Source organism: Rhodospirillum sp. A1_3_36, from assembly GCF_047263945.1.
GTDB lineage: Bacteria > Pseudomonadota > Alphaproteobacteria > Rhodospirillales > Rhodospirillaceae > Rhodospirillum.
Map to the genome: position 1 here is coordinate 307,387 of NZ_JBLAVB010000002.1, position 23,726 is coordinate 331,112.

14 protein-coding genes and 1 tRNA gene are annotated in these 23,726 nt (G+C 60.8%); 4 read left to right on the forward strand and 11 right to left on the reverse strand.

What is annotated here, in order from left to right:
* Window positions 1–539 precede the first annotated feature (539 nt).
* From xth to ACLIRY_RS05985, 8 genes are all read right to left on the reverse strand, one after another.
* A complete protein-coding gene (gene xth / locus ACLIRY_RS05950; protein ID WP_413204780.1) occupies window positions 540–1,364 on the reverse strand; it encodes an exodeoxyribonuclease III in 825 nt (274 codons plus the stop codon).
* Window positions 1,361–2,062, reverse strand: coding sequence for a fumarylacetoacetate hydrolase family protein (locus tag ACLIRY_RS05955; RefSeq protein ID WP_413204441.1), 702 nt, complete (start codon window positions 2,060–2,062; stop codon window positions 1,361–1,363). Before ACLIRY_RS05955 ends, xth begins: the two co-directional genes overlap by 4 nt.
* A gap of 446 nt (window positions 2,063–2,508) precedes the next feature.
* Window positions 2,509–3,174 carry a LolA family protein gene (locus ACLIRY_RS05960; protein WP_413204442.1) on the reverse strand — a complete coding sequence of 222 codons (666 nt, stop codon included), beginning with the start codon at window positions 3,172–3,174 and terminating at the stop codon, window positions 2,509–2,511.
* 177 nt (window positions 3,175–3,351) lie between these two features.
* Window positions 3,352–6,480, reverse strand: a complete 3,129-nt coding sequence (locus ACLIRY_RS05965) for a multidrug efflux RND transporter permease subunit (RefSeq protein WP_413204443.1) — start codon at window positions 6,478–6,480, stop codon at window positions 3,352–3,354.
* A 14-nt stretch (window positions 6,481–6,494) separates the two neighbouring features.
* Window positions 6,495–7,658: an efflux RND transporter periplasmic adaptor subunit gene (locus tag ACLIRY_RS05970; RefSeq protein ID WP_413204444.1), complete on the reverse strand. Its 1,164-nt coding sequence runs from the start codon at window positions 7,656–7,658 to the stop codon at window positions 6,495–6,497.
* A gap of 52 nt (window positions 7,659–7,710) precedes the next feature.
* Entirely contained in the window at window positions 7,711–8,250 is a 540-nt protein-coding gene (locus ACLIRY_RS05975; protein ID WP_413204445.1) for a TetR/AcrR family transcriptional regulator, read from the reverse strand.
* Window positions 8,251–8,501: 251 nt separating this feature from the next.
* Entirely contained in the window at window positions 8,502–10,943 is a 2,442-nt protein-coding gene (locus ACLIRY_RS05980; RefSeq protein ID WP_413204446.1) for a DNA translocase FtsK 4TM domain-containing protein, read from the reverse strand.
* 209 nt (window positions 10,944–11,152) lie between these two features.
* Window positions 11,153–12,361, reverse strand: coding sequence for an aminotransferase class I/II-fold pyridoxal phosphate-dependent enzyme (locus tag ACLIRY_RS05985; RefSeq protein WP_413204447.1), 1,209 nt, complete (start codon window positions 12,359–12,361; stop codon window positions 11,153–11,155).
* A gap of 146 nt (window positions 12,362–12,507) precedes the next feature.
* Here ACLIRY_RS05985 and ACLIRY_RS05990 point away from each other — a divergent pair, with 146 nt between their 5' ends.
* Window positions 12,508–13,755 carry a UbiH/UbiF/VisC/COQ6 family ubiquinone biosynthesis hydroxylase gene (locus ACLIRY_RS05990; protein WP_413204448.1) on the forward strand — a complete coding sequence of 416 codons (1,248 nt, stop codon included), beginning with the start codon at window positions 12,508–12,510 and terminating at the stop codon, window positions 13,753–13,755.
* A 187-nt stretch (window positions 13,756–13,942) separates the two neighbouring features.
* On the opposite strand, the gene ACLIRY_RS05995 is transcribed toward ACLIRY_RS05990, so the two are convergent.
* The 3 genes from ACLIRY_RS05995 to trxA are packed head-to-tail and all read right to left on the reverse strand — an operon-like array spanning window position 13,943 to window position 15,863.
* Window positions 13,943–14,152: a Trm112 family protein gene (locus ACLIRY_RS05995; protein ID WP_413204449.1), complete on the reverse strand. Its 210-nt coding sequence runs from the start codon at window positions 14,150–14,152 to the stop codon at window positions 13,943–13,945.
* A gap of 56 nt (window positions 14,153–14,208) precedes the next feature.
* Window positions 14,209–14,865, reverse strand: a complete 657-nt coding sequence (locus ACLIRY_RS06000; protein ID WP_413204450.1) for an LON peptidase substrate-binding domain-containing protein — start codon at window positions 14,863–14,865, stop codon at window positions 14,209–14,211.
* A 41-nt stretch (window positions 14,866–14,906) separates the two neighbouring features.
* Window positions 14,907–15,863 carry a thioredoxin gene (trxA, locus tag ACLIRY_RS06005; RefSeq protein ID WP_413204451.1) on the reverse strand — a complete coding sequence of 319 codons (957 nt, stop codon included), beginning with the start codon at window positions 15,861–15,863 and terminating at the stop codon, window positions 14,907–14,909.
* A gap of 305 nt (window positions 15,864–16,168) precedes the next feature.
* Here trxA and ACLIRY_RS06010 point away from each other — a divergent pair.
* The 3 genes from ACLIRY_RS06010 to ACLIRY_RS06020 all read left to right on the forward strand — a co-directional run bounded on the left by ACLIRY_RS06010 (window position 16,169) and on the right by ACLIRY_RS06020 (window position 23,724).
* Window positions 16,169–16,243: transfer RNA gene (locus tag ACLIRY_RS06010), tRNA-Gly, on the forward strand.
* 121 nt (window positions 16,244–16,364) lie between these two features.
* On the forward strand, window positions 16,365–18,542 hold the full coding sequence (locus ACLIRY_RS06015; protein ID WP_413204452.1) for an adenylate/guanylate cyclase domain-containing protein: 2,178 nt from the start codon (window positions 16,365–16,367) through the stop codon (window positions 18,540–18,542).
* Window positions 18,543–18,867: 325 nt separating this feature from the next.
* Window positions 18,868–23,724 carry an NAD-glutamate dehydrogenase gene (locus ACLIRY_RS06020; protein WP_413204453.1) on the forward strand — a complete coding sequence of 1,619 codons (4,857 nt, stop codon included), beginning with the start codon at window positions 18,868–18,870 and terminating at the stop codon, window positions 23,722–23,724.
* Window positions 23,725–23,726 lie beyond the last annotated feature (2 nt).

A 23,726-nucleotide genomic window follows, 5' to 3' on the forward strand; every position in this document is an offset into this window, starting at 1 on the left:
GACGGGCGAGCTCCAAGCTTACCTTTATGGATTTCGTGGATGGAAACCCCATCTCCCAACCTCACCGTAAAAAGTTGTTATTTTTTAAAACACGACCCAAACCATGTCACCTGGGCCCACATGGACACAGACCCCTTGGACTCATACAACAACACAGCCGAGTCTTGGCGGCACTTTACCTCTGTGGATATTAAAATTTAATCTATACCTCGGCGGCCCTGTCCTCAGCCGCATTCATATAATTTGCCGGTCGGTGGGAGGCATAAAATCGAGATCAAGTTGGGCCAATAAGCACGGTACAGGACAGCGTCTCGTCTTTTTTGGGCGATTGCCCAAGCCCATTTGGGGGCAAATGCCCCCAACCCCCCTTTTTTTCTATTACAAATAAGAGCTCGGGGTCTGGGACCTTTCGGCCAGGAACAGCCTGGGGTCTAGGGCCTTTCGGCCCCAGTGGGGGACGGAGCAAAGCTCCGTGACGGGAAAACATCCCCTGTCGTGTAGCTTGGCCAAGAAGTGGCCCGACTTAATCTCGGAGCACTCTAAGGGGATAGTCTGACAATGACAGGCGCATGGTCCGAAGGCTTTTCCCACGCGCGAGCGGCATCAAAAACCTCCATCCCCGACAGACGGCAAGCAAGAACAGGTGTCACCCAAAAGTGGTCCAGGCGGCGTCCTCGGTTGGCCGCTTTCCAATCCCGCGCCCGATAACTCCACCAGGTAAACAATTTTTCTTCTGGCGAGACAAAACGGCGCATGGCATCCACCCAGGATCCACTATTTTGGAAGGCCTCCAGCTTTTCACGCTCGATCGGGGTATGGGTGATAATCCGCCGCATCTTCTTGTGGTCCCACACATCGGTTTCCAGCGGTGCCACGTTGAAATCCCCCGTCATCACCGTTGGAACATCTGGATCGATGGCCTGCGCTGACCATTCGGTCAACGCATCGATGAAATCCAGTTTGTGCCTGAACTTGGGATTTTCCTCCGGATCAGGCAGGTCTCCCCCAGCAGGCACATAAAGACAATGAATATCGATCCCCGCCACCCGGGCGCGGATATGGCGGCAATCACCCTTGCCGCACCAATCCAGGGTCTCCTGGCCTTCAACGGGATGGCGTGAAAAAATCCCCACACCATTGTACCCCGGCATGGAATGGACCGCGTGGTACGGAAACCCCAGGGCCGCCATTTCCATCAAGGGCACCTTGTCCGGTGCAGCCTTGATTTCCTGAACACAGAGCACGTCGATGGGCCGTTCCTCCATCAGGCGAGCAACCTGTGGGAGACGGAGACGCAGAGAGTTGACGTTCCAGCTCGCAACGGTCAGGCCATCCGTGCCAGAACCGGCAAATGGGGCGGTCAGAGGACCGGCCCTGGAACAATAGTCACCACGAGGGGTTCCAACCCCTCGACCTCGGCCCGCAACTCGTCACCCTCGACCACAGCCCCCACGCCAGCTGGCGTGCCCGTGTAGATCAAGTCTCCAGGCTGGAGCACCATCAGAGTGGACAGGAAGGCGATCACGTCCGGCACGGGCCAGATCATATCCTCCAACCGCCCAGTCTGACGCAGAGTCCCGTTCACAGCCAAGGAAATGGCCCCCTTCATCATGGGACCACATTCGGCAAGGGGAGACAGGGCGCCGATGGGCGCACTGGCATCGAACCCCTTGGACATATCCCAGGGGCGACCGGTGTTCCTGGCCTCCGTCTGCAGGTCCCGGCGGGTCAGGTCGATCCCCACGGCGAAGCCCCAAACGTGATCCATGGCCCGGTCGAGGGGAATATGATGGCCGCCCTGTCCCAAGGCGACGACCAACTCTACCTCGTGGTGCAAGGACTTGGTGGCCATAGGGTAGGGTACATTCCCACCCAAGGGGACCAGCGCATCCTGGGGCTTGGAGAAAAAGAAGGGGGGCTCCCGATCAGGATTGGACCCCATCTCCCGAGCGTGGTCAGCATAGTTCCGACCCACGCAGAACACCCGACGCGCTGGGAAGAGGGCGGAAGATCCCCGCAGGGGGAGGGCGGGACGGGGCCAATCGGAAGGAACCTGAGTCACGGGATATGCTCCAAATATCGAAACCTGGACGCAGTATAGGCCTCAACCCTCGGAACACAATCCCAGCAGACAGGTGATAGGAAGACAGCGCAAAAACCCACAAGCACTCAAGGATTAGTCATGTCTCGAGGATATGCCCCACCAGAACGAAATGACGCCCGGCGGGGGGGGCCGCCGGGCGTCTTTCATCGTGGACCCATTAGGGGGGTAACAGGTTCACGGTAACTCCTGTCGGAGCACGAGGGCGGCAGGGGAAACCGATCCCTCTCCCGGTCGACTCACGTTTGTGAGCAACCGATACCAGAGTAAATAGGTCCGACATGCGTCCAGACCACTGCAATTAACTCATCCCTGGCATTCCAAAAACGCATAACACTGAAGTCCGTGCTTTTTCAGGCTTCTGGATCCAATCCATCTCCGCCCTTTTCCCAATACCCAGAGAGAACCTACCGGCGCTCTTTCTTCTGGTCGAAGATAAAAAGATGTCGGTCCAGAGCGATTCCATACCGAGGATTGAACAAAGAGACCGTCACTTCCGTATTTTGCGCATCAAGCACCCGCCATTGGCGCAATTCGATCGGTGACTTGGTGAAGACAAGGGTCAATGTTCCCTGTCCCGGGTCGTCGGCCTGGACAATGGAAAGCTCCACCACGCCCGCCGCTTCACGGAAAGCAGTGATAACCAATTCCGGATCGGTCAGAGTGAAATGCTCGCGCAACAGCACGCCCAAGGGTGTGGAGCCCAGACCCACATAGGACACTTGGTCCAATTCCTTATCATAGAACACCAGATTACTGCCATTGGCGAGCAGCAGGACTTCATCTGAAGGCGGATCGTATTCCAACCGCATGCGGTTCGGGCGGCTGATATAAAGCGTGCCTTCAGCATAGTTTCCAGTGGAGGAAATCTGGAGGAACCGGGCTTGAACTGTCGTCAACTTGTTCAGATAGCTCTCAACAGCGGCAACGAAGGCCCTTTGATCCTGCTTCAATGTTGGCAGGATACTCTGGGGTTCCTGGGCCCGCGCGCCGGTTCCCAGGGTCGACAGGCCCCCAAGGCACGTCACGCCAAGAAACAGGGCGAACAGGCGAATGGAAAGTCTGCGCGTCATGAATTTTCCTCGCGGTTATCCCGGCCCCTTCCCTGGAAGGCCCGGCGGTGTTCTTCACCAGTCTCTGGCAGCAGGGTAGTCGGGAAAGGTGTTCGAAAAAAGGGAAACGGACGACCGGATCATCCGTTTCCCTGTCATCAACCTTTTCCGCACCAACCGCACCCTATTCTAAGGGACCTATTGCGCGGCCCGAGGCAGGGAAAGCTCCCCTTGATCTCCGTCCTTGTCCGCATCCGCCCCCCCATCGTGATCATGGACCGAATGGGGCTTAACGGCGCTGTTCCTGTCCGAGGCCAAGAAGGTATAAATCACCGGCAGAACGAACAGAGTGAACAAGGTCCCGATACTCATGCCCGCGACGATGACCACGGCGATGGAAAACCGGCTCATGGCCCCAGCACCGGACGCGAACATCAGGGGGATCAACCCCGCAACCATGGCTGCGGTGGTCATCAGGATGGGGCGCAATCGAAGCTTGGCCGCCACTTCGATGGCCTCCGCCCGACTCAAACCGTCTTCCTCCTGCCGTTCCCTGGCCACCTCACACATCAGAATTCCGTGCTTGGTGATCAATCCGATCAAGGTCACCAATCCCACCTGAGAGTAGATGTTCATGGTCGCCGCGCCAAGCGCCAAGGGGATCAGGGCGCCACTGATAGACAAGGGCACTGACGTCATGATCACCAAAGGATCCCGGAAGCTCTCGAACTGGGCAGCGAGCACGAGGAAGATGATGATCAAAGCGAAACCGAAGGTAGCCATCAGGCTGTTGCCTTCCTGGATGAACTGACGGGACTGGCCCGCATAGTCGACGCCCGCCCCCCTGGGCAGCACCTCCTTGGCAGCCCCTTCCAAGAAGCCCAGCGCCTGACCCAGGCTGACCCCAGGCATGGGAAAAGCCGAAATTGTAAATGAATTCAACTGGTTGAACTGGTTTAGGGCCGAGGGAATGGTCCGCTGCTGGATGGAAATCAGCGATGACAAGGGCACGGCAGTCCCATCGGAGACCCGAATATAAAACCGACCGAGCTGACTGGGATCAAGGCGGAACTCCCGGGGCACCTGGGGAATGACCTTGTAGGAGCGGCCGTCCAAATTGACCAAATTCACGTAGTTTCCACCGGTCATGGTAGCCAAGGCCGATCCCACTTGAGTCATGGACACGCCATAGGCTCCCGCTTTTTCCCGGTCAATGACCACCACCGTCTGCGGAGTCTCGTATTTCAGATCCCCATCGACAAAGGCGAACATGCCCGCTTGAGAGGCCTTGCCAATCAACGTGGTCTGCAGTTCGTCCAGAACCGTGTAATCGTCGGTGGACGACACCACGAACTGCACAGGCAGGCCATCCGCGCCGGGCAGGGCGTTCGGCGCGAAAACACTGGCCTTCACTCCGGCGATGCCATTCATCGCCTGCTGAATTGATGCGGTCAGTTCCTTGGCTTGCTTATCCCGCTGATCCCAGGGCTTGAGCACAGCGCCGCCGAAACCCGCGCTGGGCGTCCCCATGCCCGCAATCATGAAGGTATCCTTGATTTCAGGAAATTGGGACAGGGCCTTGTTGATCTTGCCGACTTGCGCCGACATGTAATCATTGTTGGCCGGTGCCGGGCCGTTGAAGGCCGTAAAGACCACGCCCTGATCCTCTTCCGGTGCCAATTCCGTGGGAATGGCGGTGAACAGGAAATAAAGGCTACCCATGACGATCAAGGCGAACACGATGGTGGTCGGGCGATCTGCCAGGGAGGAGTCCAGCATCCTCCCGTAGCGACCCTGCACCTTGTCGAACAGCCGATCCAACCGAGCGGCGAGACCCTTTTTGTCCGTATCGTGTTTCAGGATGCGCGACGACATCATGGGGGACAGCGTCAGAGCGACAACACCCGATACGACCACAGACCCGGCCAGTGCCAGTGCAAACTCCTTGAACAAGGCACCGGTCAGGCCCCCCATCAAGGCGATGGGAGCATAAACTGCGGCAAGGGTAATGGTCATGGAAATCACCGGCCCGGCGATCTCCCGGGTACCGATAATCGCCGCGTCGAAGGGGGTGTGGCCTTCCTCGATATGGCGATGCACGTTTTCCACCACGACGATGGCGTCATCCACCACCAGTCCGATGGCCAAAACCATGGCCAACAAGGTCAAAAGATTGATGGAAAAGCCCAAGGCCGCCAGCAAGACCGCCACGCCCACCAGGGACAGGGGAACGGTGACCAGAGGAATAAGAACAGACCGCAAACTCCCCATGAACAGGAAGATCACAATCATCACAATCAGGGCCGCTTCGACGATGGTCTTCATCACCTCCTTGATGGATTCCTCAATGAAGATCGTGGAGTCATAGGCAATTTGAGCGGTCATTCCGTCGGGAAGCTGTTCAATGATAGCGGGCAAGGTTTCATCCCGAACCTGGCCAATGACGGTTAACGGATTCGCGTCCGGGGCGGTATAGACACCCACGAAGATTGCAGGCTTTCCGGATGCGAAGACACTCATGTCCTCGTTCTCGGCACCCAAGGACACATCGGCCACATCAGAAAGACGCACCAAGTTGGAGCCGTCATGGCCGACGACCATCTTCCGGAAATCGTCAATGTTCGTCAGATCGGTCTCAGCCTTTGTGGGGACGATATCAAAGGCCCCCTTCGTCGATCCAGCCGCAGAGGACACGTTATTGGTGGTCAGTGCCGTTTGAATATCCGATGTCGTCAGACCCCGTTGAGCCATCCGATCCGGGTTCAGCCAAACGCGGATCGAGAACTTCTTCTCGCCGAAGATTTCCGGGTTGGCCACCCCGGGTACCGCAGACAGCTTAGGCTGGATCACCCTGTTCACATAATCGGTGATCTGTTCCTGGGAATACCGATCCGAGGAAAACGCCAAATAGGCCGATGCGAAGGTCTGCCCCGTTTCCTTACTGATCACCGGGTCATTGATGTCCCGAGGAAGCTGGGATCGCACCTCATTAACCTTGGCTGTCACCTCAGTCATGGCCGCGTCCGGATCGCCGTTGAGCAGAACGTGGGCCGTGATGGTGCTCGCCCCGGAAACGGAACTGGAGGTCACATAGTCCAATCCCTTGGCCGTAGAGACAGCTTTCTGAATGGGTTGGGTAATGAACCCCTGAATCAAGTCCGAATCCGCACCCGGATAGGTCGTGGTGATGGTGATCACCGTGTTGCTCATTTCCGGATACTGACGCACCTGAAGGTTCATGAGCGCCTGAATACCGACGACCAGGATCAGCAGACTGACCACCATCGCCAGGACCGGGCGCTTAATGAAGATATCGAAGGTTTTCATGACGCGGTGGTCCCTTATTTGGCTTCGGCGGTCTTATCGGGCGTGTTTTCCGCCCCAGAGCCACCCGCGGCATCTGTTTTGGATCCCGGCGAGAGCACCCCATCGGCAATGGTCACCTTGGTGCCATCTTGAAGTTTAAGCTGACCGGTGGTCACCACCGTTTCCCCGGCCTCAACGCCCTTGGTGACAGAGACGATATTGCCTCGCCGCTGTCCAATCGTCACAACCCGGCGCTCCACCCGCTTGGCGGCTTTCTTGTCCCCCTCGGCGGGGACATCCTTGACCACGAACAGGGTATCTCCGTGCAGGCTGTAGGACACAGCCTCGGCCGGAACCACGGTCACCGACCGGGACTCAGACCGCCGGGCCGCAAGCCGGGCGAACATACCCGGGCGCAGAGCACCGTCGGCGTTTTCAAAATGGCCCTCCACCTTGATCATACCCGTAGTCGCATCAACCTTGGGAGCCACGGCCGATACCTTCCCCGTAAAGGTCCGGTCGGGCCAGGCGTCTGTGGTCATGCTCAGGGTTGCCCCCACGGAGACCTGAGACAATTCCTTCTGGGACACAGTGAAATCGGCGAGGATCACCGACAGATCCTGGAGATCGACAAGGGCCTGACCAGGCTGGACATATTCCCCCAAATCGACAGCCCGCAAACCCAGGGTGCCATTAAAGGGCGCCAGAATGGTCTTCTTGGCAATCATCGCCTCGATTTCCATCACCTTGGATTTGGAAATGTCCAATTGGGCCACACTGTCATCCCGGTCCGCCCGGGTTCCTGCGGAAGAGCGCGCCAAACGCTGAGCCCGGTCCGCAGCAAGTTGCGACAAGGCCACCTGAGCCCTGGCGGAGGCGAGCTGACTCTCTTCCTCGCTGGTATCCAACTGGACCAGCACCTGACCGGTCTGGACAACCCGACCGGAGTCAAAGGCGATTGCCGTCACGGTCCCACCAACCGAAGAGCTGATCGACACACCGTTGACCGCGCGCAGGGTTCCCACGGCGGGAACCACATCCGTCCACTGTTCGGTCGCCGCTTTCTGAACAGACACGGTCACCACCGGCTCGGGCATGTTGGCGAAATACTGCTTGATCATCTGGTCCTTGAAAACCGTGAATCCGATCACGCCTCCAAAGAGGACCGTGCTTCCGACCAGCATAACGGCCATGCGCATCTTTTTCATTGGGGGCTCCAAATACATCCAAAATCGAATACTTGGGAAGGACTCAAACCGTCAGCAGGGCCAGAGCCTTGTCTTTCAGGCGATCAAGTTGGGCATCGTCAAATCGATTCATACCCGTCATGCGCTTCATAAACAAACCATCCAAGGCCAAGTCAACGAGGATCGCGAGATCCGGATCGGGACTTCCCTCAATGATCCGCTCTTCCCATTCGGCAAACTTCTCGCGCAGCGGTTCCATCAATGCCGGATTCAACGTGGCCGCAGCTAAAATGGCCGCACCAACCGGATCATTGCCTGGACTACGGGAATCGAAGGCCGTTTGAACCAGGGCCCGGTTCCAGCGATAAGGGCTCTCCCCCTCCTGATCAAAATAGGTCTTGGACAGAGTATCGCATCGATCAATCATCCGATGCACCATTTCCCGGATCAACTCATCCTTGGACTTGAAGTGATAGAGAACGCCTCCCTTGGAGACATGGGCCACACGAGCCGCTTCGTCCAGGGTCAAACGCGAAGGGCCACGTTCCCGCACAATATGCATGGCGGCTTCGACGATACGATCGCGGGTATCCGCTTTTGCCAAGGGAGTCTCCTGTTACCGAGCAAATACAAAACACCATACCGTCCAGACGGTACTGTACCGGCTGGACGGTTATGATGCGCCGCCGTTGATCGGAGAACACAAAAAATTGCATACCTCCTATGCAAAAATTGCACATACGCAAAAAAGACCGTCTCTTTTCAGGTGGAAAGGCCATCCCAACAGGGTCCGATTTGGTGATCACACATCCCCATGGTCTGGTCCCCCTTAATCTGACCCCCTAATCCGGCCCCCTAATCTGGCGCCCTGCAATCCGCCCCATGCTCTGGCAGCAACACCTCTCGCTTTCCAACATGGTTGGCGCGGCTGACGACGCCTTCTGCTTCCATGCGCTCAATCAGGCGAGCGGCCCGGTTGTAGCCAATCTGAAGGTGACGCTGGACGAAACTGGTCGAGGCCTTGCGTTCCCGGGCCACCAGGGCAACGGCCTGATCGTAGAGGGTATCGCTTTCCTCTCCCCCAGCCTTGGTTCCGCCCCCCATCCCAGGAATGGCAGCATCCGCAACCTCGTCCTCCTCGGTAACCGACTCCACGTAGTCCGGCTCAGCCTGGGCGCGCAGGTGTTCACAGATCCGTTCGACCTCAGCGTCGGACACGAAGGGACCGTGAACACGGGTGATCCGCCCCCCTGCGGCCATGTACAGCATGTCCCCCTGACCGAGAAGCTGTTCGGCCCCCTGTTCGCCCAGGATGGTCCGGCTGTCGATTTTACTTGTGACCTGGAAGCTGATTCGGGTGGGAAAGTTGGCCTTGATGGTGCCGGTGATCACATCGACCGAAGGACGTTGGGTTGCCATGATCAGATGGATGCCCGCAGCCCGGGCCATCTGGGCCAAACGCTGGATCGCGGATTCGACATCCTTGCCCGCCACCAACATCAGGTCAGCCATTTCATCGACGATGACAACGATGAAGGGGAGGGGGCGCAGGTCGATTTCCTGCTCTTCGAACTGGGGTTTTCCCGTTTCCGGATCGAATCCCGTCTGGATCGACCGGGTCAACTTGCCGCCCTTGTCCACCGTCTCTGCCACTTTTTGATTGTATCCGGCGATGTTCCGCACACCCAACTGGCTCATGGCCCGATAGCGGTTTTCCATCTCGCGCACTGCCCATTTCAGGGCCACCACCGCCTTGCCCGGATCGGTCACCACCGGGGCGAGCAGATGGGGAATGCCGTCATAGACGGAAAGCTCCAACATCTTCGGATCGATCATGATGAAGCGGGCCTGCTCCGGCGACATCCGATACAGCAGGGAAAGGATCATCGTATTGACCGCCACGGACTTGCCCGAACCCGTCGTCCCGGCAATCAGCAGGTGGGGCATACGGGACAGGTCCACATGAACACCGGCCCCACCGATATCCTTGCCCAGGGCCAACACGAGACCCCCGGTATGTTTGACGAAATCCTGCGTGGAGAGAAGCTCGCGGAACAATACCATTTCCCGTCGACTGTTGGGCAGTTCGATGCCGATCACGCTGCGTCCCGGTACAACGGCGATGCGCACGGAAATCGCGCTCATAGACCGAGCGATATCGTCAGCCAACCCCACAACGCGAGAGGTCTTGGTCCCCGGCGCAGGCTCCAACTCGTAGAGAGTCACCACCGGTCCGGGACGCACCTTTACAATGTCCCCCTTAACACCAAAGTCGGCCAGAACCCCTTCCAGCAAACGGGCATTCTGGGTCAGCGAATCCTCGTCCACCTTGTTGCGCTTGGTCGGGTCAGGCGCGGCCAGCAGGTCGAGCGGCGGCGAAGCGAAGACCCTGTCCTCGGGCAAGAGGGAGCCCTGACGCGACGCCATGGATTTGGCCGCAATCTTGGGTTCGGGCGCCCGGGGGGCAACCATCGGCCCTCCCCCCCGTGGGGTAGGGGAGGGCGCATCCCATTCCCCGGCCTCCGGCTGACCCAAAGTCGGTTCCCGGCGCTCCTGCGCAGACCTCCGCGTCCGCGCTTTGGGAGCGGAGGATCCGCGCCGGGTCCGCTCCGGCGTCGCGGTGGATTGGGGTTCAGACTGGGCCTTGGACAAGCGGGCCATCAGGGCCGGACCGCCACCAAAGACCACCAGGCCGATATGCCCCAGACTGGCCAATGTCGCCCCGTAATCCCGCCAGCGAATGGCCGTAACCCATTGGAAGCACAGATAGGCCAGAACCCCGGCAATCGCCGAGGGAACCCATCCCAAACCCTCCTCCAATCCCACCAAAGCCATCCCGATGGACAACCGCTCATTGAGCAGGAACCCTGCGAATCCCCCCAATCCCGCGCCAAAGGGCCAACTGTCCGGCGACTCGAAGCGTGCAAGCGCCAGCGTTGTCAAAAGGGTTCCCAAAAGCAGACCCAGCACCCGGGGCCAAGGGGAGGCGACGGGTTGCCCCGCCATCATGCGCAACCCCCACAGGGCAACGGCCAGAATGGGAAAGGCCATGGCCAACCCGCCCCATTGCAACAACAGGTCCGAGACCAGCGCCCCCGGCAGCCCGAGCAGATTGCCCACGGGACCATCGCTGGCCGTATTCAAGGAGGGGTCAGACGCAGTGTAGGTAAGAAGGGCTGCGGCCAAAAGCACGCAGAAGAGCAGCAGAAGCAGCCCAAAACCACGCCTGAGAGCCATCCGCAGGGCCATTGCGGCGGCCGGGGACAACAGGGGCGAGAGGCTGGAACTCTTGGCCATGGGTCCTCTGAATCTGGACAAGCCGGAGGAACAAAGGTGGAAATCCACGTTTGTCCTTACCCGATATTCTGGATCAAGATCGCCCGATAAGCCCCAAAGGGAAAGAGATTTTTTGCTGTGCAACTACAGAGGGAGGGAAGGGTCTCCTCCTCCCTTCTCTCCACTTACGGGCCAAGGCCTTGGCCTAAAAGCGACTTTCCCGACGGACCCTATTTTTCCGAAGCAATCAATCGATCCATGGCCCGGTCCACCACCAGGGTGTCGTGGAGCAGGGCGATGCGCAAACGGTGACGACAGGGGTTGTTCGGATCTTCCGGATGAGCGGACATATAAACCCCCGGCAAGACTTTGAGACCCCGGTCCCGCCACAGGCGAAGGGTTGCTTCCTCGCCCGTTTCCCCCCATTCCGTGGTATCAAGCCACAGGAAGAACCCTCCCGGAGGCCGCCGGAAGCCCAGGTGGCCAGACAGGTGCTTTTCGGCCGCGTCGATCTTCTCCCGATAGAGGATCCGGTTGGCAATCACATGATCCTCGTCCTCCCACAGGGCGGCGCTGGCCTCCTGAATGGGCAGGGGCATGCCGGCGGCCCCATAAGCCCGAATCCGCAGGAAAGCCGCGATCAGATCCGGATCCCCGGCGATGAACCCCGACCGCAATCCAGCCGCGTTAGAGCGCTTGGACAGGCTGTTGGCCACCAGAACGTTCTTCAGGCTTCCCCCCAAATCCCGACAGGCCTCCAGCACGCCGCTGGGGGCCTCGGCATCATAGATCTCCGAATAGCATTCATCGGCAACCAAGACGAACTCCCGCTCCCGGGCCAAAGTCACCAAGGCCTTCCATTGGTCGAGGGAGAGCAGGGACCCCTGGGGGTTACCCGGAGAGCACATGAAGACCACCGCAGCCCGGTCCAAAACCTCGTCGGGCAGGGCGGCGATGTCGGGCTGGAAGTCTGTCTCCGGCCCCGCAGGAATGGTCAGAATTTCCGCCCCGTTCATGGCCGAAGCCCCCAGATAAGGCAGATAGAAGGGGTCGGGCATGATCGCCAGGGGCACCCGATTGCCACCGGACGCGGTCACCGTGCCGTCAACGAGCAAATGGCCCATCATATAAAGGGCCTCCCGCGTGCCACTCGCCGGGATCACCTGGGCCGGATCCACCATCCCCTCGGGCAGAGCGTAGCGGCGGGTCATCCAAGCCACCACCGCCTCCTTCCACCGGGGCGCCCCGGCTGCGGGCGGATAGCGCCGCCACAGGTCCGCATGCCGGGCCAGTTCCGCCCCGACCAGGGGAGGGGTGGGATGCTGGGGCTCACCCAGGGATAACATCAGGGGATCTGCTCCAGGCGCCACCCCGTCAAGCAGAGTGGCCAGACGCTGGAACGGGTAGGGGGGCAGGGCGGTCAAACGGGGATTGATCATGACACCATCCAATATTGGATCCAATATCCAACTATACGAAACCAGAGGGACCGTTCCAACAAGGAAGAGACCCCCTGTCGAATCTGGACATGCGCGAGCGATCGGGCCATGGTGCCCCGGTCTCATATCCTCAGGAGTTTGGACCGATGACCACCGCCCCCTCTTCCTCTACCACCCCACCCCCCTTGGTCAAGGATGTGCTGATTGTCGGCGGCGGATTGGTGGGCGGGACACTGGCTTGCGCGCTCGCCCGCGAGGGCATCGAGGTGGCGGTGATCGACGGCACCGATCCCCAGGCCCTGCTGGCCGCTGAATACGATGGCCGGTGTTCAGCCATTGCCCTGGCTTGCCAGAAGGTGCTGGAGACCGTCGGACTCTGGGAGTTGATGGCGGAGGAAACCCAACCCATCCTGGACATCCGGGTAGCCGATGGCGAGTCCCCCCTGTTCCTGCACTATTGGCAGGAGGATGCGGGCGGCCCCATGGGTTACATGGCGGAGAACCGCTCACTGCGCAAAGCCATCCTGAAGATGCTGCCCACCCTGCCCAGCGCCACCCTTCTGGCTCCGGCGCGGTTGGCAACCCTGGACCGATCTGCGGATGGGGTGACGGCGGTGCTAGAAGACGGACAGGAGATCAGGGCGCGCCTGGTCCTGGCCTGCGACGGTCGCCGCTCTCAGGTCCGGGAGATGGCAGGCATCGGCATCAAGACCCTCGGCTATGGCCAGACAGCCATTGTCCTGACCGTGGAGCACGAGCTGCCCCACGAGGGCTGCGCGGTGGAACATTTCATGCCCTCGGGCCCCTTCGCCATTTTGCCCATGCCGGGCAACACCTCCTCCCTTGTCTGGACGGAAAAGGACCATTTGGTGAAGGGGATCCTGGCCCTGCCCGACGAGATCTTTCAGGCGGAACTGGAAAAGCGCTTTGGGGAATTCCTGGGCTGGGTCAAACCGGTCGGGCCGCGCTTCGCCTACCCCTTGACCCTCCAATTCGCCGACAGCTACGTCGACACCCGCATGGCCCTGGTCGGCGACGCGGCCCATGGCATGCATCCGGTAGCGGGGCAGGGCATGAACTACGGACTGCGCGATGTGGCCGTAATCACCGAAATTCTCGTCAAGGCACACCGCTTGGGCATGGACCTGGGGACCAGCACCCTGCTGGCCGACTATCAGGCCATGCGCCGCTTTGACAATCTGCTGATGCTGGGGATCACCGACGTGATCGTTCGGTTGTTCTCCAACGACATCAAACCCATCGCCCTGGCCCGCCGTCTGGGGATCGCCGCCGTCGACAAGATGACCCCGCTGAAGAAACTGTTCATGAACCACGCCATGGGTACCTTCAACATCGGATACACACCCAAGCTGATGAAGGGCGAGGCTCTCTGAGCCACGCCCACGGCATCCCTTGGTTTCTCTCACGGCAAGTGGTGTTTTCGAGTCACGGGGCTTTGCCCCGTCCCCCACTGGGGCCGAAAGGCCCCAGACCCCAGACCCCAGAAAGAAAAATGGGGGTTTGGGGGCATTTGCCCCCAAATGGGCTTGGGCAATCGCCCAAAAAAGACGAGCGGACGACTCAGACCTTGCGGGCCTCGCCCTCGTCCAGGGACCGGGCTTCGTCGATGAGCATGATCGGAATGCCATCGCGGATCGGGAAGGCCAAGCCCCCCCGGTCGTCGATCAACTCCTGGGCCTCGGCGTCATAGCGCAGGGTGTTGTGGGATCCGGGCGCCACCAACAGCTCAAGCAGTTTAGGGTCGGTGGGGCGGGTGGGACCTTCGGTCATCGGTCGACTCTCCGTCTATGAGGTCTGCTGGAAGTGAGTTCTACGGACCATGAGTTCTACTGGGTGGCACCGCCGGTAAAGGAGGTCGCCGCCCCCATGCGCAGTAAACCATACAACAGATCCGCCCGATCCCGCGCCGTTTCCGATTCCAGCAAGGCCTGTTTTTCTGCCACCTCGAAGGGACAGGCCATGCAAAGCGCCGTCACCAAGGCGGAGTCCGGCACCTCCTGAATGGCAGACCAATTGAACGTCAGTCCATGGGTGCCCGCATAGGCTTTCAGGGACTCCAGGAAGCCATCACGATCCAACCCCAGAGCCTTGGGCGGCGGATTCAGATCATCGGCATAGGGACCATAATCGGCACGAATTCGGCGATACCCCTCCTTACCCTCGATCTCCTCCACCACCCTCAAGCGCGATAGGCCCTGCAAGGTGATCATCAGCCGCCCATCGTTGGTCTCGCTAAAGCTGACGATCCGCCCCAGACAGGCGACCCCATGCAAAGGGGAGGGGTCCTGGTCCGGGTCTTTGGGTTCGACCATGGCAAACATCCGTCCCTGGCCCAGGGCATCCAAGACCATGGCCAAGTACCGGGGTTCGAAAATATTTAAGGGCAGCGTCCCAGTGGGAAGCAGAAGCGCCCCCGACAGGGGAAAGACCGCGACCTCCCGGGGGAGGTCCTGAAATCGGGGTTGGAAAATCTGTCCGCTCACGACCGAGACCCCCTTGTTCGCCTGTTCCCCCGGGGAACGGCTCAGGAAAACAGAATGGACGACAGCTTGCGCCGCCCAGCCACCGTGATCTTATGGGCATGGCCCAAAGCGTCCCAGAATTTCAGAAGCTGCTTGCGGGCGGCCTCGTCCTCCCAGGTCCGATCCCGGCGGATGGACTCCAGAAGCTGGTCTTGGGCTTCGGCTTCGGCGCCACCGGCGAAGAGGGCGAGGGCCAGATCCATACGCGCCTGGTGATCATCGGGATTGGCGTCGACCTTGGCTTGAAGCTCCGAGGCCGGGCCTGCCGCACTGGCCTGATCGGCCAATTCCAGCGAAGCCTTCACCGCTTGGATTTCCGGATCCCTGAGAATCTCCGGAGGCAGCTTGTCGAAGAGGCCGCGCACCTCATCGGCCCCGCCCAGGGCAATCTGACAGCGCAGAGCACCCGCAATGGCCCCGGCATGCCGGGGGTCCTGGGCCAAGACCTGCTGATAGACCGCCAGGGCATTGGAGGGATCCCCCCCGTCCAACAGGGCTTGGGCCTGGGCAAGCGCTTCGTCCAGGATATTTTCCGCCCCGCCCGTAAGCTTGTCGATGAATTCGGAGATCTGGCTGTCAGACAGAGCGCCCATGAATCCGTCCACCGGTTGACCATCTCGGAAGGCGTAGACCGTGGGAATGGACTGGACTCGGAACTGAGCGGCAAGATCCTGGTTCTCGTCCACATTGATCTTGACCATGCGCACCGCACCGCCCCGAGCATTCACAGCCCTTTCCAGGGCCGGACCGAGGGTTTTGCAGGGACCGCACCAGGGAGCCCAAAAGTCGACGATGACGGGAACCTGTTTGCTCGCCTCGATCACGTCGGCCATGAACTGTTCGGTATCGGTTTCCTTCACCAGGGCGCCCGCAGCAGAAGAACCCTTGGTGCTGGTCTCTGCGTTCTTCGGCTTTCCCGACGAAATGGGCCGACCGCTTCCATCTATGATCAGGGACATGAGCCTGATTCCCCCCAATTGACAATCCGTCGCGTGGCATCCCTCCGTCCGGGACAGAGCATCCACGGCCCTTATGTGACTTGTTCCCGCGCTGACCGCAAGAGGGCAAGGGGAAAAGGCCGGAAATCCAAGCCTCTTCGTCAAGCTGACGGAAAAATGACGTTCCCGGAAAAAACCGCTTGCCAGCCGCAAATTCCTGAGTATTATCCGCCTCCACCGACGGACGGAACGACACAGTCCTCCACCGATCGGGTACCCTGGATCCAGGGCGGTTCACTCAAAACGAACCAACTTGGATCGCGGATGCGGGTGTAGCTCAGGGGTAGAGCACAACCTTGCCAAGGTTGGGGTCGAGGGTTCGAATCCCTTCACCCGCTCCAGTATAGAGGCCCACAAAGGCTTCCAAAAACGGCTCCCTTCGGGGGGCCGTTTTCGTTTTTTCCAAACCCAATCACAAAAAAATCAATGCTGATTTGATAGGGATTGATTTATACGGGTTCCATGTCTCAGCCCTATCCCCCTTCGCCCCACATCAAACGGGGCCATTTCAGCCTCCGCGTCACCATTCTGACCATGATGGTATCCATCCTGGCGCTCCTCGCCGCCGGAATGCTCGTGCTGAGCCACCGTGCCGGACGAGATGTCGTCTTGGCCGCCGCCCGAGACCATATGGCCACGGTCGAGACCCTGGTGGCGGAGCGGCTCGCCGACTCCTTCGGGCAGGTCGAAGCTCAAATCCCCCTGCTGGCCAGCCTCCCCGTGCTGCGCGAGCCTCCACGCGCCGCCTCTCACCTCGCAGAGCACCGTCTGCACGACCTCATGAGCGGGGTCGGAGGGATTCACCATCTGTTCGTCCTCTATCCCGATGGCACCTTCCTGCGCTTCATTGACATAGCGGATGCCACCCCCGAGGAACGGACAGCCTTGGCGGCCCCTCCCATGACTCAAACGATCACGCAAATCCGGTTCCAGGACCGGGACGGCATCCAATGGACCCAATGGCGCTACGAGAATGCTGCAGGCATCACCATCGACGCGCGCCTTGAAAGCGGAACGCATGATGGGGTGAGCCCTCCAGACTGGGTCAAGGACGTTCTGGACGCGGGAAAGCTCCTTGAATTGGGTCCCCGTCGGACCCGCCCCTCCGGTCAGCCCGCCTTAACCCTGGCCGCACCCGTAGAGGGCGGAAACGGAGCTGTCGTCGGGGTCGATATCTCCCTATCCCGCCTGTCCGCCTTCCTGGCCGACCATAGGCCCACGGCGGATTCCCGGCTCGTCGTCCTCAACAAACGGGGAGACATCATCGCCAGCCAAGACGAGGACACCCTCAGGCGCTTGAGGGGAGAGGAGTCCCCAGATTCCAAATTACCCCCGGTGCGGCTGGTCGATATGGGCGACCCCGTTCTTGATGCCCTGCGAATCCACTTTTTGGAAGCCGGCACAGCCCGAGAACTCAATCTGGACCTGGATGGGGAGGAGTGGACGGTGCGCCTGATGCCCCTGACCCACGTCCCGCACGGGATATCCTGGATCGTTCTGGCCACACCCATCGCCGAAGTCGTCGGGCCCCTGATCGTCATCACCCGCATGGGCGCCTGGTACTCCATCGCCGTGATCTGCGCCGCGATTCCCCTGGTCATGCTCGCCTCCACCCTGATCGCCTCGCCCCTGCGCCGCCTGACCCGCTCTGCGGAAACCATTCGCGCCATGGACCTGTCCACGCCCGTGACCACCCGCAGCCGGATCACCGAGGTGGACCACTTGGCACTCACCATGGAAGCCATGCGCTCGGGCGTGGAGACCTTCACCAAGTATGTGCCCCGAACCCTTGTCACGCGAGCCATCGCCTCGGGTCGAGGCGCGGACCGGGGAGGGGACCGGCGCGAGGCCACCCTGCTTTTTAGCGATGTCGAGGGTTTCACCACCCTTGCCGATGGCCGGGATCCGGAACAAACCATGGCCGATGCCTCCGCCTATTTCGAGGTCCTCGGCCAAGCCATTCAGGACGGCGGCGGCGTGATCGACAAATTCATCGGCGACGCCGTCATGGCCCTGTGGAATGCGCCGGAAACCAATCCCAACCATGCACGGGACGCCTGCCGAGGTCTACTCGGCGCCCTAAGAGTTGTGACCCGGTGGAACCTGGAGCGCATCCACCAGGGCGAGCCCCCTTTTCCCACCCGCTTCGGTCTGCACACCGGGCCTGTGATTGTCGGCAATCTCGGCACCCATGACCGGCTGAACTACACTGCAGTCGGCGCAACAGTGAACACCGCTGCCCGGCTGGAGGGACTCAATAAGGTCTATGGCACCGCTACCCTGGTGGGTGACACGACCCGACGACTCGCTGAAGCCGCCGACGACACGCTGTTGTTCCGTGCCGTGGACCGGGTCGTCCCCAAGGGTGCGCGGGTGCCTTTGGAGGTCCACGATCTGATCGACCCCACCTGGGAAGCCATGGGCATCGAGGAGCTGCGAGCCTATATCAGAGACTGGGACCGGGCCATCACCCTGTACCGGGCGCAGCTTTGGGCAGAAGCAGAGGGCGCCTTCCGCGATCTGTCCTACCGGCGTCCCCGGGATCCGGTCGCCGACCTGTATCTGACCCGCATCGCGACCTGGAAAGCTGTCCCCCCCCTCGCGGATTGGGACGCCACCTTCCACGCCGAAAGCAAATAGATCCAGTCTCCCGGGGATCCCCGCGAAGAGAGACCGGTCGAGGGCTGAATCCAGCCATCGGCCGGACCTCTCCGTTCGGTTTCTCCGTGAATTTTTTCCGGTCCCCGGTGGTCAAATCCATTCCCTCATCCCAAGTCTTGGCGAGGTCATGAATCGCACCCTTGCCTTTGCTGCGGCGCAAACATCTGAAAATTAAGGGCTTTACCCCTCGAAAGTGATACCGTTATCCGCCTTCTTTGCAGAATACCCCCTTTGGCACATCCCGGGGATCCAACCGACCCCCATCGTCCCACCTCGTATCCCAATTCCCTGGAGAATCCCCCCGATGGAAGAGCAGGTCGATAGCCGCAAGGACAGCTTGGTGAGCAAGGTCATCGCGATGATCGGGTCCCGGCTCGACGGAGATTCTGCGGCCCTGGCCACGGATTTCGCCCGCCTGTATTTCGCCAATGTTCCCCCCGACGACCTGACCGACACGGACGCCGACAGCCAGTTCGGCCAGGTCCTGTCCCTCTGGGCCTTTGTGCGGGATCGGAAGCCAGGCGCGCCAAAAATCCGTGCCTACAATCCAACCGTCGAAGAACACGGCTGGCGCTGCGCCCATACGGTGGTGGAGGTCATCAACGACGATATGCCCTTCCTGGTGGATTCCATGACGGCGGAACTGAACCGCCTGGAAATGGGTGTCCATTTGGTGATCCACCCCGTCATGCGCGTGACCCGCTCGCCCCAGGGGGAGCCGACGGCGGTCGCCAGCATGGAAGACGCCGAAGCCGATGGAGGGCGAGCGGAATCCATCGTCCATATCGAAGTCTACGAGGAATCGGATCCCGACCGCCTGAGCTCTGCCGAAAGTCGGCTGGCCGCCATTCTCGCCGACGTGCGCGCCGCAGTGGAAGACTGGCCCACCATGCGCGACACCTGCGCGGCCATCACCGCCGAATACGCCGCCTCGACCAAGGACGACCCCACCGATGCCGATGTCCGGGTAACGGCGGACTTCTTGGAATGGCTGGGCAATGACCATTTCACCTTCCTGGGATACCGCGCCTATACCTTCATGGCCGGAGAAACCCCGGACATGGCCGTTCCGGCAGCTGGCCTTGGCATCCTCCGCGATCCGACCGCCAAGGCCTTTGGAGAGCTGCGCAACCTGAGGAGCCTGCCCGAAGAGGTCCGCGCTTTCGTCGAGCAGAAAACCTCGCTGATCATCACCAAAAGCACGGAGCGCGCCCGGGTTCACCGCCCGGTGACCATGGACGCCATCGGCATCAAACAGTTCAGCGAATGCGGAACGGAAGTGGTCGGCCTGCGCCTGTTTGTCGGCCTGTTCACCGCAGATGTTTATACCAATTCCCCCTCCTTCGTGCCGATCCTGCGCGACAAGATCCACCGGGTGGTCAAGCGCTCGGGTCTGCACAACAAGGGCCATGACTCCAAGAAACTGATGAACATCCTGGAACATCTCCCCCGGGATGAGCTGTTCCAGATGAACGAGGACGCCCTGTTGCGGACCGCTGTGGGCATCCTGCATCTGCAAGAACGGCAGCGAACCGCCCTGTTCCTGCGCCAGGATGAATTCCAGCGGTTCCTGTCCTGTCTGGTCTACGTCCCCCGGGATCGCCATGACACGGCCCTGCGCCTGGAAATCCAGGAGATTCTGGAAAAGGCCCTGGATGGCAAGGTGGAAAGCTATTCCACCCAGGTCTCGGATTCCCCGCTGGCCCGGGTTCATTTCATCATCCGCACCACACCGGGCCAGTTGCCCCACTACGATGCACGGGTCATTGAGCGCCTGATCGCCGACGCCGCAAGGGCTTGGTCCGACCACCTGCACGATGCGCTGATCGCCGCCAAGGGCGAGGAACTGGGGATCCGCCTGAACACCCTCTACGCCAAAGCCTTTCCCGTGGGTTACCGGGAACGCTTCACCGCCCATCAAGCGGTCACAGATATTGACCGGATTGAGGACGCCCTGAACGGCCCCGGCTTTTCCATGAACCTCTATCGGTCGCTGGAGGATGCCGCCCACGAAGCCCGGTTGAAGATCTACAGGCCGGGCACCGGTCTCCCTCTCTCCGACGTGCTGCCCATGCTGGAAAACATGGGCTTCCGGGTCATCGGCGAAGTGCCCTTCAAGTTGAAACGCCGCAACGCCACACAGGACTCCCTGAAGGCCGTCTGGGTCCATGACTTTTCCGTGGAACTGCCCAATGGCCAAAGCCTGGACATCGGCAAGGTCCGTGCGCCCTTCCAGGATTGCCTCGCCCGCCTATGGAGTGGCGAAGTGGAGAACGACGGGTTCAACCGCCTTGTGGTTCTCGCGGGGCTGACTTGGCGCCAAGTCACGATCCTGCGCGCCTACGCCCGTTTCCTCAAGCAAACGGGCTTCCCCTCCAGCCAGCGCACCATCTGGAATACCCTTGGGGTCCACCCTGAAATCACCAGCCTTCTGGTGACTCTGTTCGAGACCCGCTTTGATCCGGACAGTGCCAATGATCGGGAGACCTGGGAAAAGTCCCTGGAAAAGGACATCCAGGAGGCCTTGAACGCCGTGGACAGTCCAGACGAGGATCGGATCCTGCGGCGCTATCTGAACCTGATCACCCATAGCCTACGCACCAACCATTTCCAGACGGGCGCCGACGGCAACCCCAAACCCTACCTGTCCATCAAACTGGACAGTCGGGGACTGGACGAACTGCCCCTGCCCAAGCCCTGGGTGGAGGTCTTCGTCTACTCCCCCCGGGTGGAAGCCGTGCACCTGCGCGGCGGCAAGGTCGCCCGGGGCGGTATCCGCTGGTCCGACCGGCAGGAGGATTTCCGCACGGAGATCCTGGGCCTGATCAAGGCCCAGATGGTCAAAAATGCGGTGATCGTGCCGGTTGGCTCCAAGGGTGGCTTCATCGTCAAGCAACCGCCCAAGGATCCCAGTCGGGAAGCCCAGCAAGCCGAGGGCATCGAATGCTACAAGACCCTGATGCGGGGTCTGTTGGACATCACCGATAACCTGGGTCCCGATGGCGTGATCCCGCCGGACCGGGTCGTGCGCCGGGACGGGGACGACCCCTATCTCGTCGTTGCCGCCGACAAGGGCACGGCGACCTTCAGCGATATCGCCAACGGTGTTTCGGACGACTACGGCTTTTGGTTGTCCGACGCCTTCGCCTCTGGTGGCTCCAACGGTTACGACCACAAGGTCATGGGCATCACGGCCCGGGGTGCCTGGGAGGCGGTGAAACGCCATTTCCGCGAGACAGGCCACGATATCCAGACCGAGGATTTTACCACCGTCGGTGTGGGCGATATGAGCGGCGACGTCTTCGGCAACGGCATGTTGCTCTCCCCCCGCACGAAGTTGGTGGGAGCCTTCAACCACATGCATATCTTCGTCGATCCCGATCCCGATCCGGAAACCTCCTTCGCCGAACGGGCCCGACTGTTCGCCTTGCCCCGTTCGGGCTGGAACGACTACGACACAAGCCTGCTGTCGGAAGGGGGCGCCATTTTCGAGCGGCGGGCCAAGCGGATCACCCTCTCTCCCCAGATCCGCGCCCTCTACGACCTGCCCTCCGACACAGTGACTCCCAACGAACTGATCAAGGCCATGTTGAAGGCCAAGGTGGATCTGCTTTGGTTCGGCGGCATCGGCACCTACATCAAGGCGCGGACCGAAACCGACGCCCAGGCCGGAGACCGGGCCAACGACGCCATCCGCGTCAATGGCGAGGATATCCGCGCCAAGGTGGTCGGCGAAGGGGCCAACCTGGGCGTCACCCAATTGGGCCGGGTTGAATACGCCTTGGAAGGCGGGCGCATCAACACCGACGCCATCGACAACTCGGCAGGTGTGGATTGCTCCGACCACGAAGTGAACATCAAGATCCTGCTGAACGGGGTTGTCCAGGCCGGAGACATGACCGGCAAGCAACGCAATGCCCTGTTGGTGGAGATGACCGACGACGTTGCCGGTCTGGTCCTGCGCCACAACTATCTGCAAACCCAAGCCATCAGCCTGACCGTCAATCAGGCCCCCGAACTGCTGGATCACCAAACCCGCCTGATGCGTCTTCTGGAGCGAACCGGACGGCTGGATCGGGCCATCGAGTTCCTGCCCGATGACGAGACCCTCCAGGACCGGGCCAACCAGGGCAAGGGCCTGACCCGGCCCGAGGTGGCCGTTCTCATGCCCTATGCCAAGCTCTGGCTGTTCGATCAGTTGCTGGACAGCGACCTGCCCGATGATCCGGCCCTGGAAGGGGATCTGATCCGCTACTTCCCGGAGGCCCTGGGGGACCGTTTCGCCGAGGCCATCAAGGACCACCGCCTGCGCCGGGAGATCATCTCCACCGTCGCCACCAATAGTATGATCAACCGGGTGGGCGGGACCTTTGTTTCCCAAATGATGGAGCGGACGGGCCTGGACCCCTCGGACGTGGCTCGGGCCTATATCGTCAGCCGCGACGCCCATGGGGTCCGCAAACTGTGGTCCGCCATCGAGGCCCTGGATGCCCAGGTCCCGGCGACGGTCCAGCTCTCCATGCTCCAGGACATCAACCGGCTGCTGTCCCATTCCACCCTGTGGCTGCTGCGCAATGGCAATCACCCCCTGGACCTGACCGAAGCCCATGGCCCCTTGGCGGAGGCATCAGCCACCCTGCGACACACGCTCCCCGACCTGTTGATGGACAACGCCCGAAAGGCGCTGGAGAAACGGACTGCGGCGCTGACGGATGCGGGTGTGCCCGGCGACCTGGCCCAAGCCGTGGCTGGCCTGGAGGATCTGGCCGCAACCAATGACATCGCCCGTCTGGCGGCCCAAAGGGATATGCCCGTGGACCGGGCCGCCCGGCTCTATTTCGCCGTGGGAGCCGACTTCGGGATGTCCTGGCTGAGAGACCGGGCCCTGGAGTTGGACAAGGGCAGCCATTGGACCAAGCTCGCCGTCTCGGCCATCATCGAGGATCTGTTTGTCCAACAGCGGAACCTCGCCCTGGCGGCGCTCGATTGTGCCGAAGAGGTTGACGATCCGGCCAAGGCCGTGGCTTGCTGGAAGGGAACCAACCCCAAGGTGGTCGAGCGGGCCGAACAGCTCCTCGCCGATCTGCGAGGCGCCGCTTCTGTCGATTTGGCCATGCTCACCGTCGCTGCGCGGCAATTCCGCGCCCTGTCCGGATCTTGAAA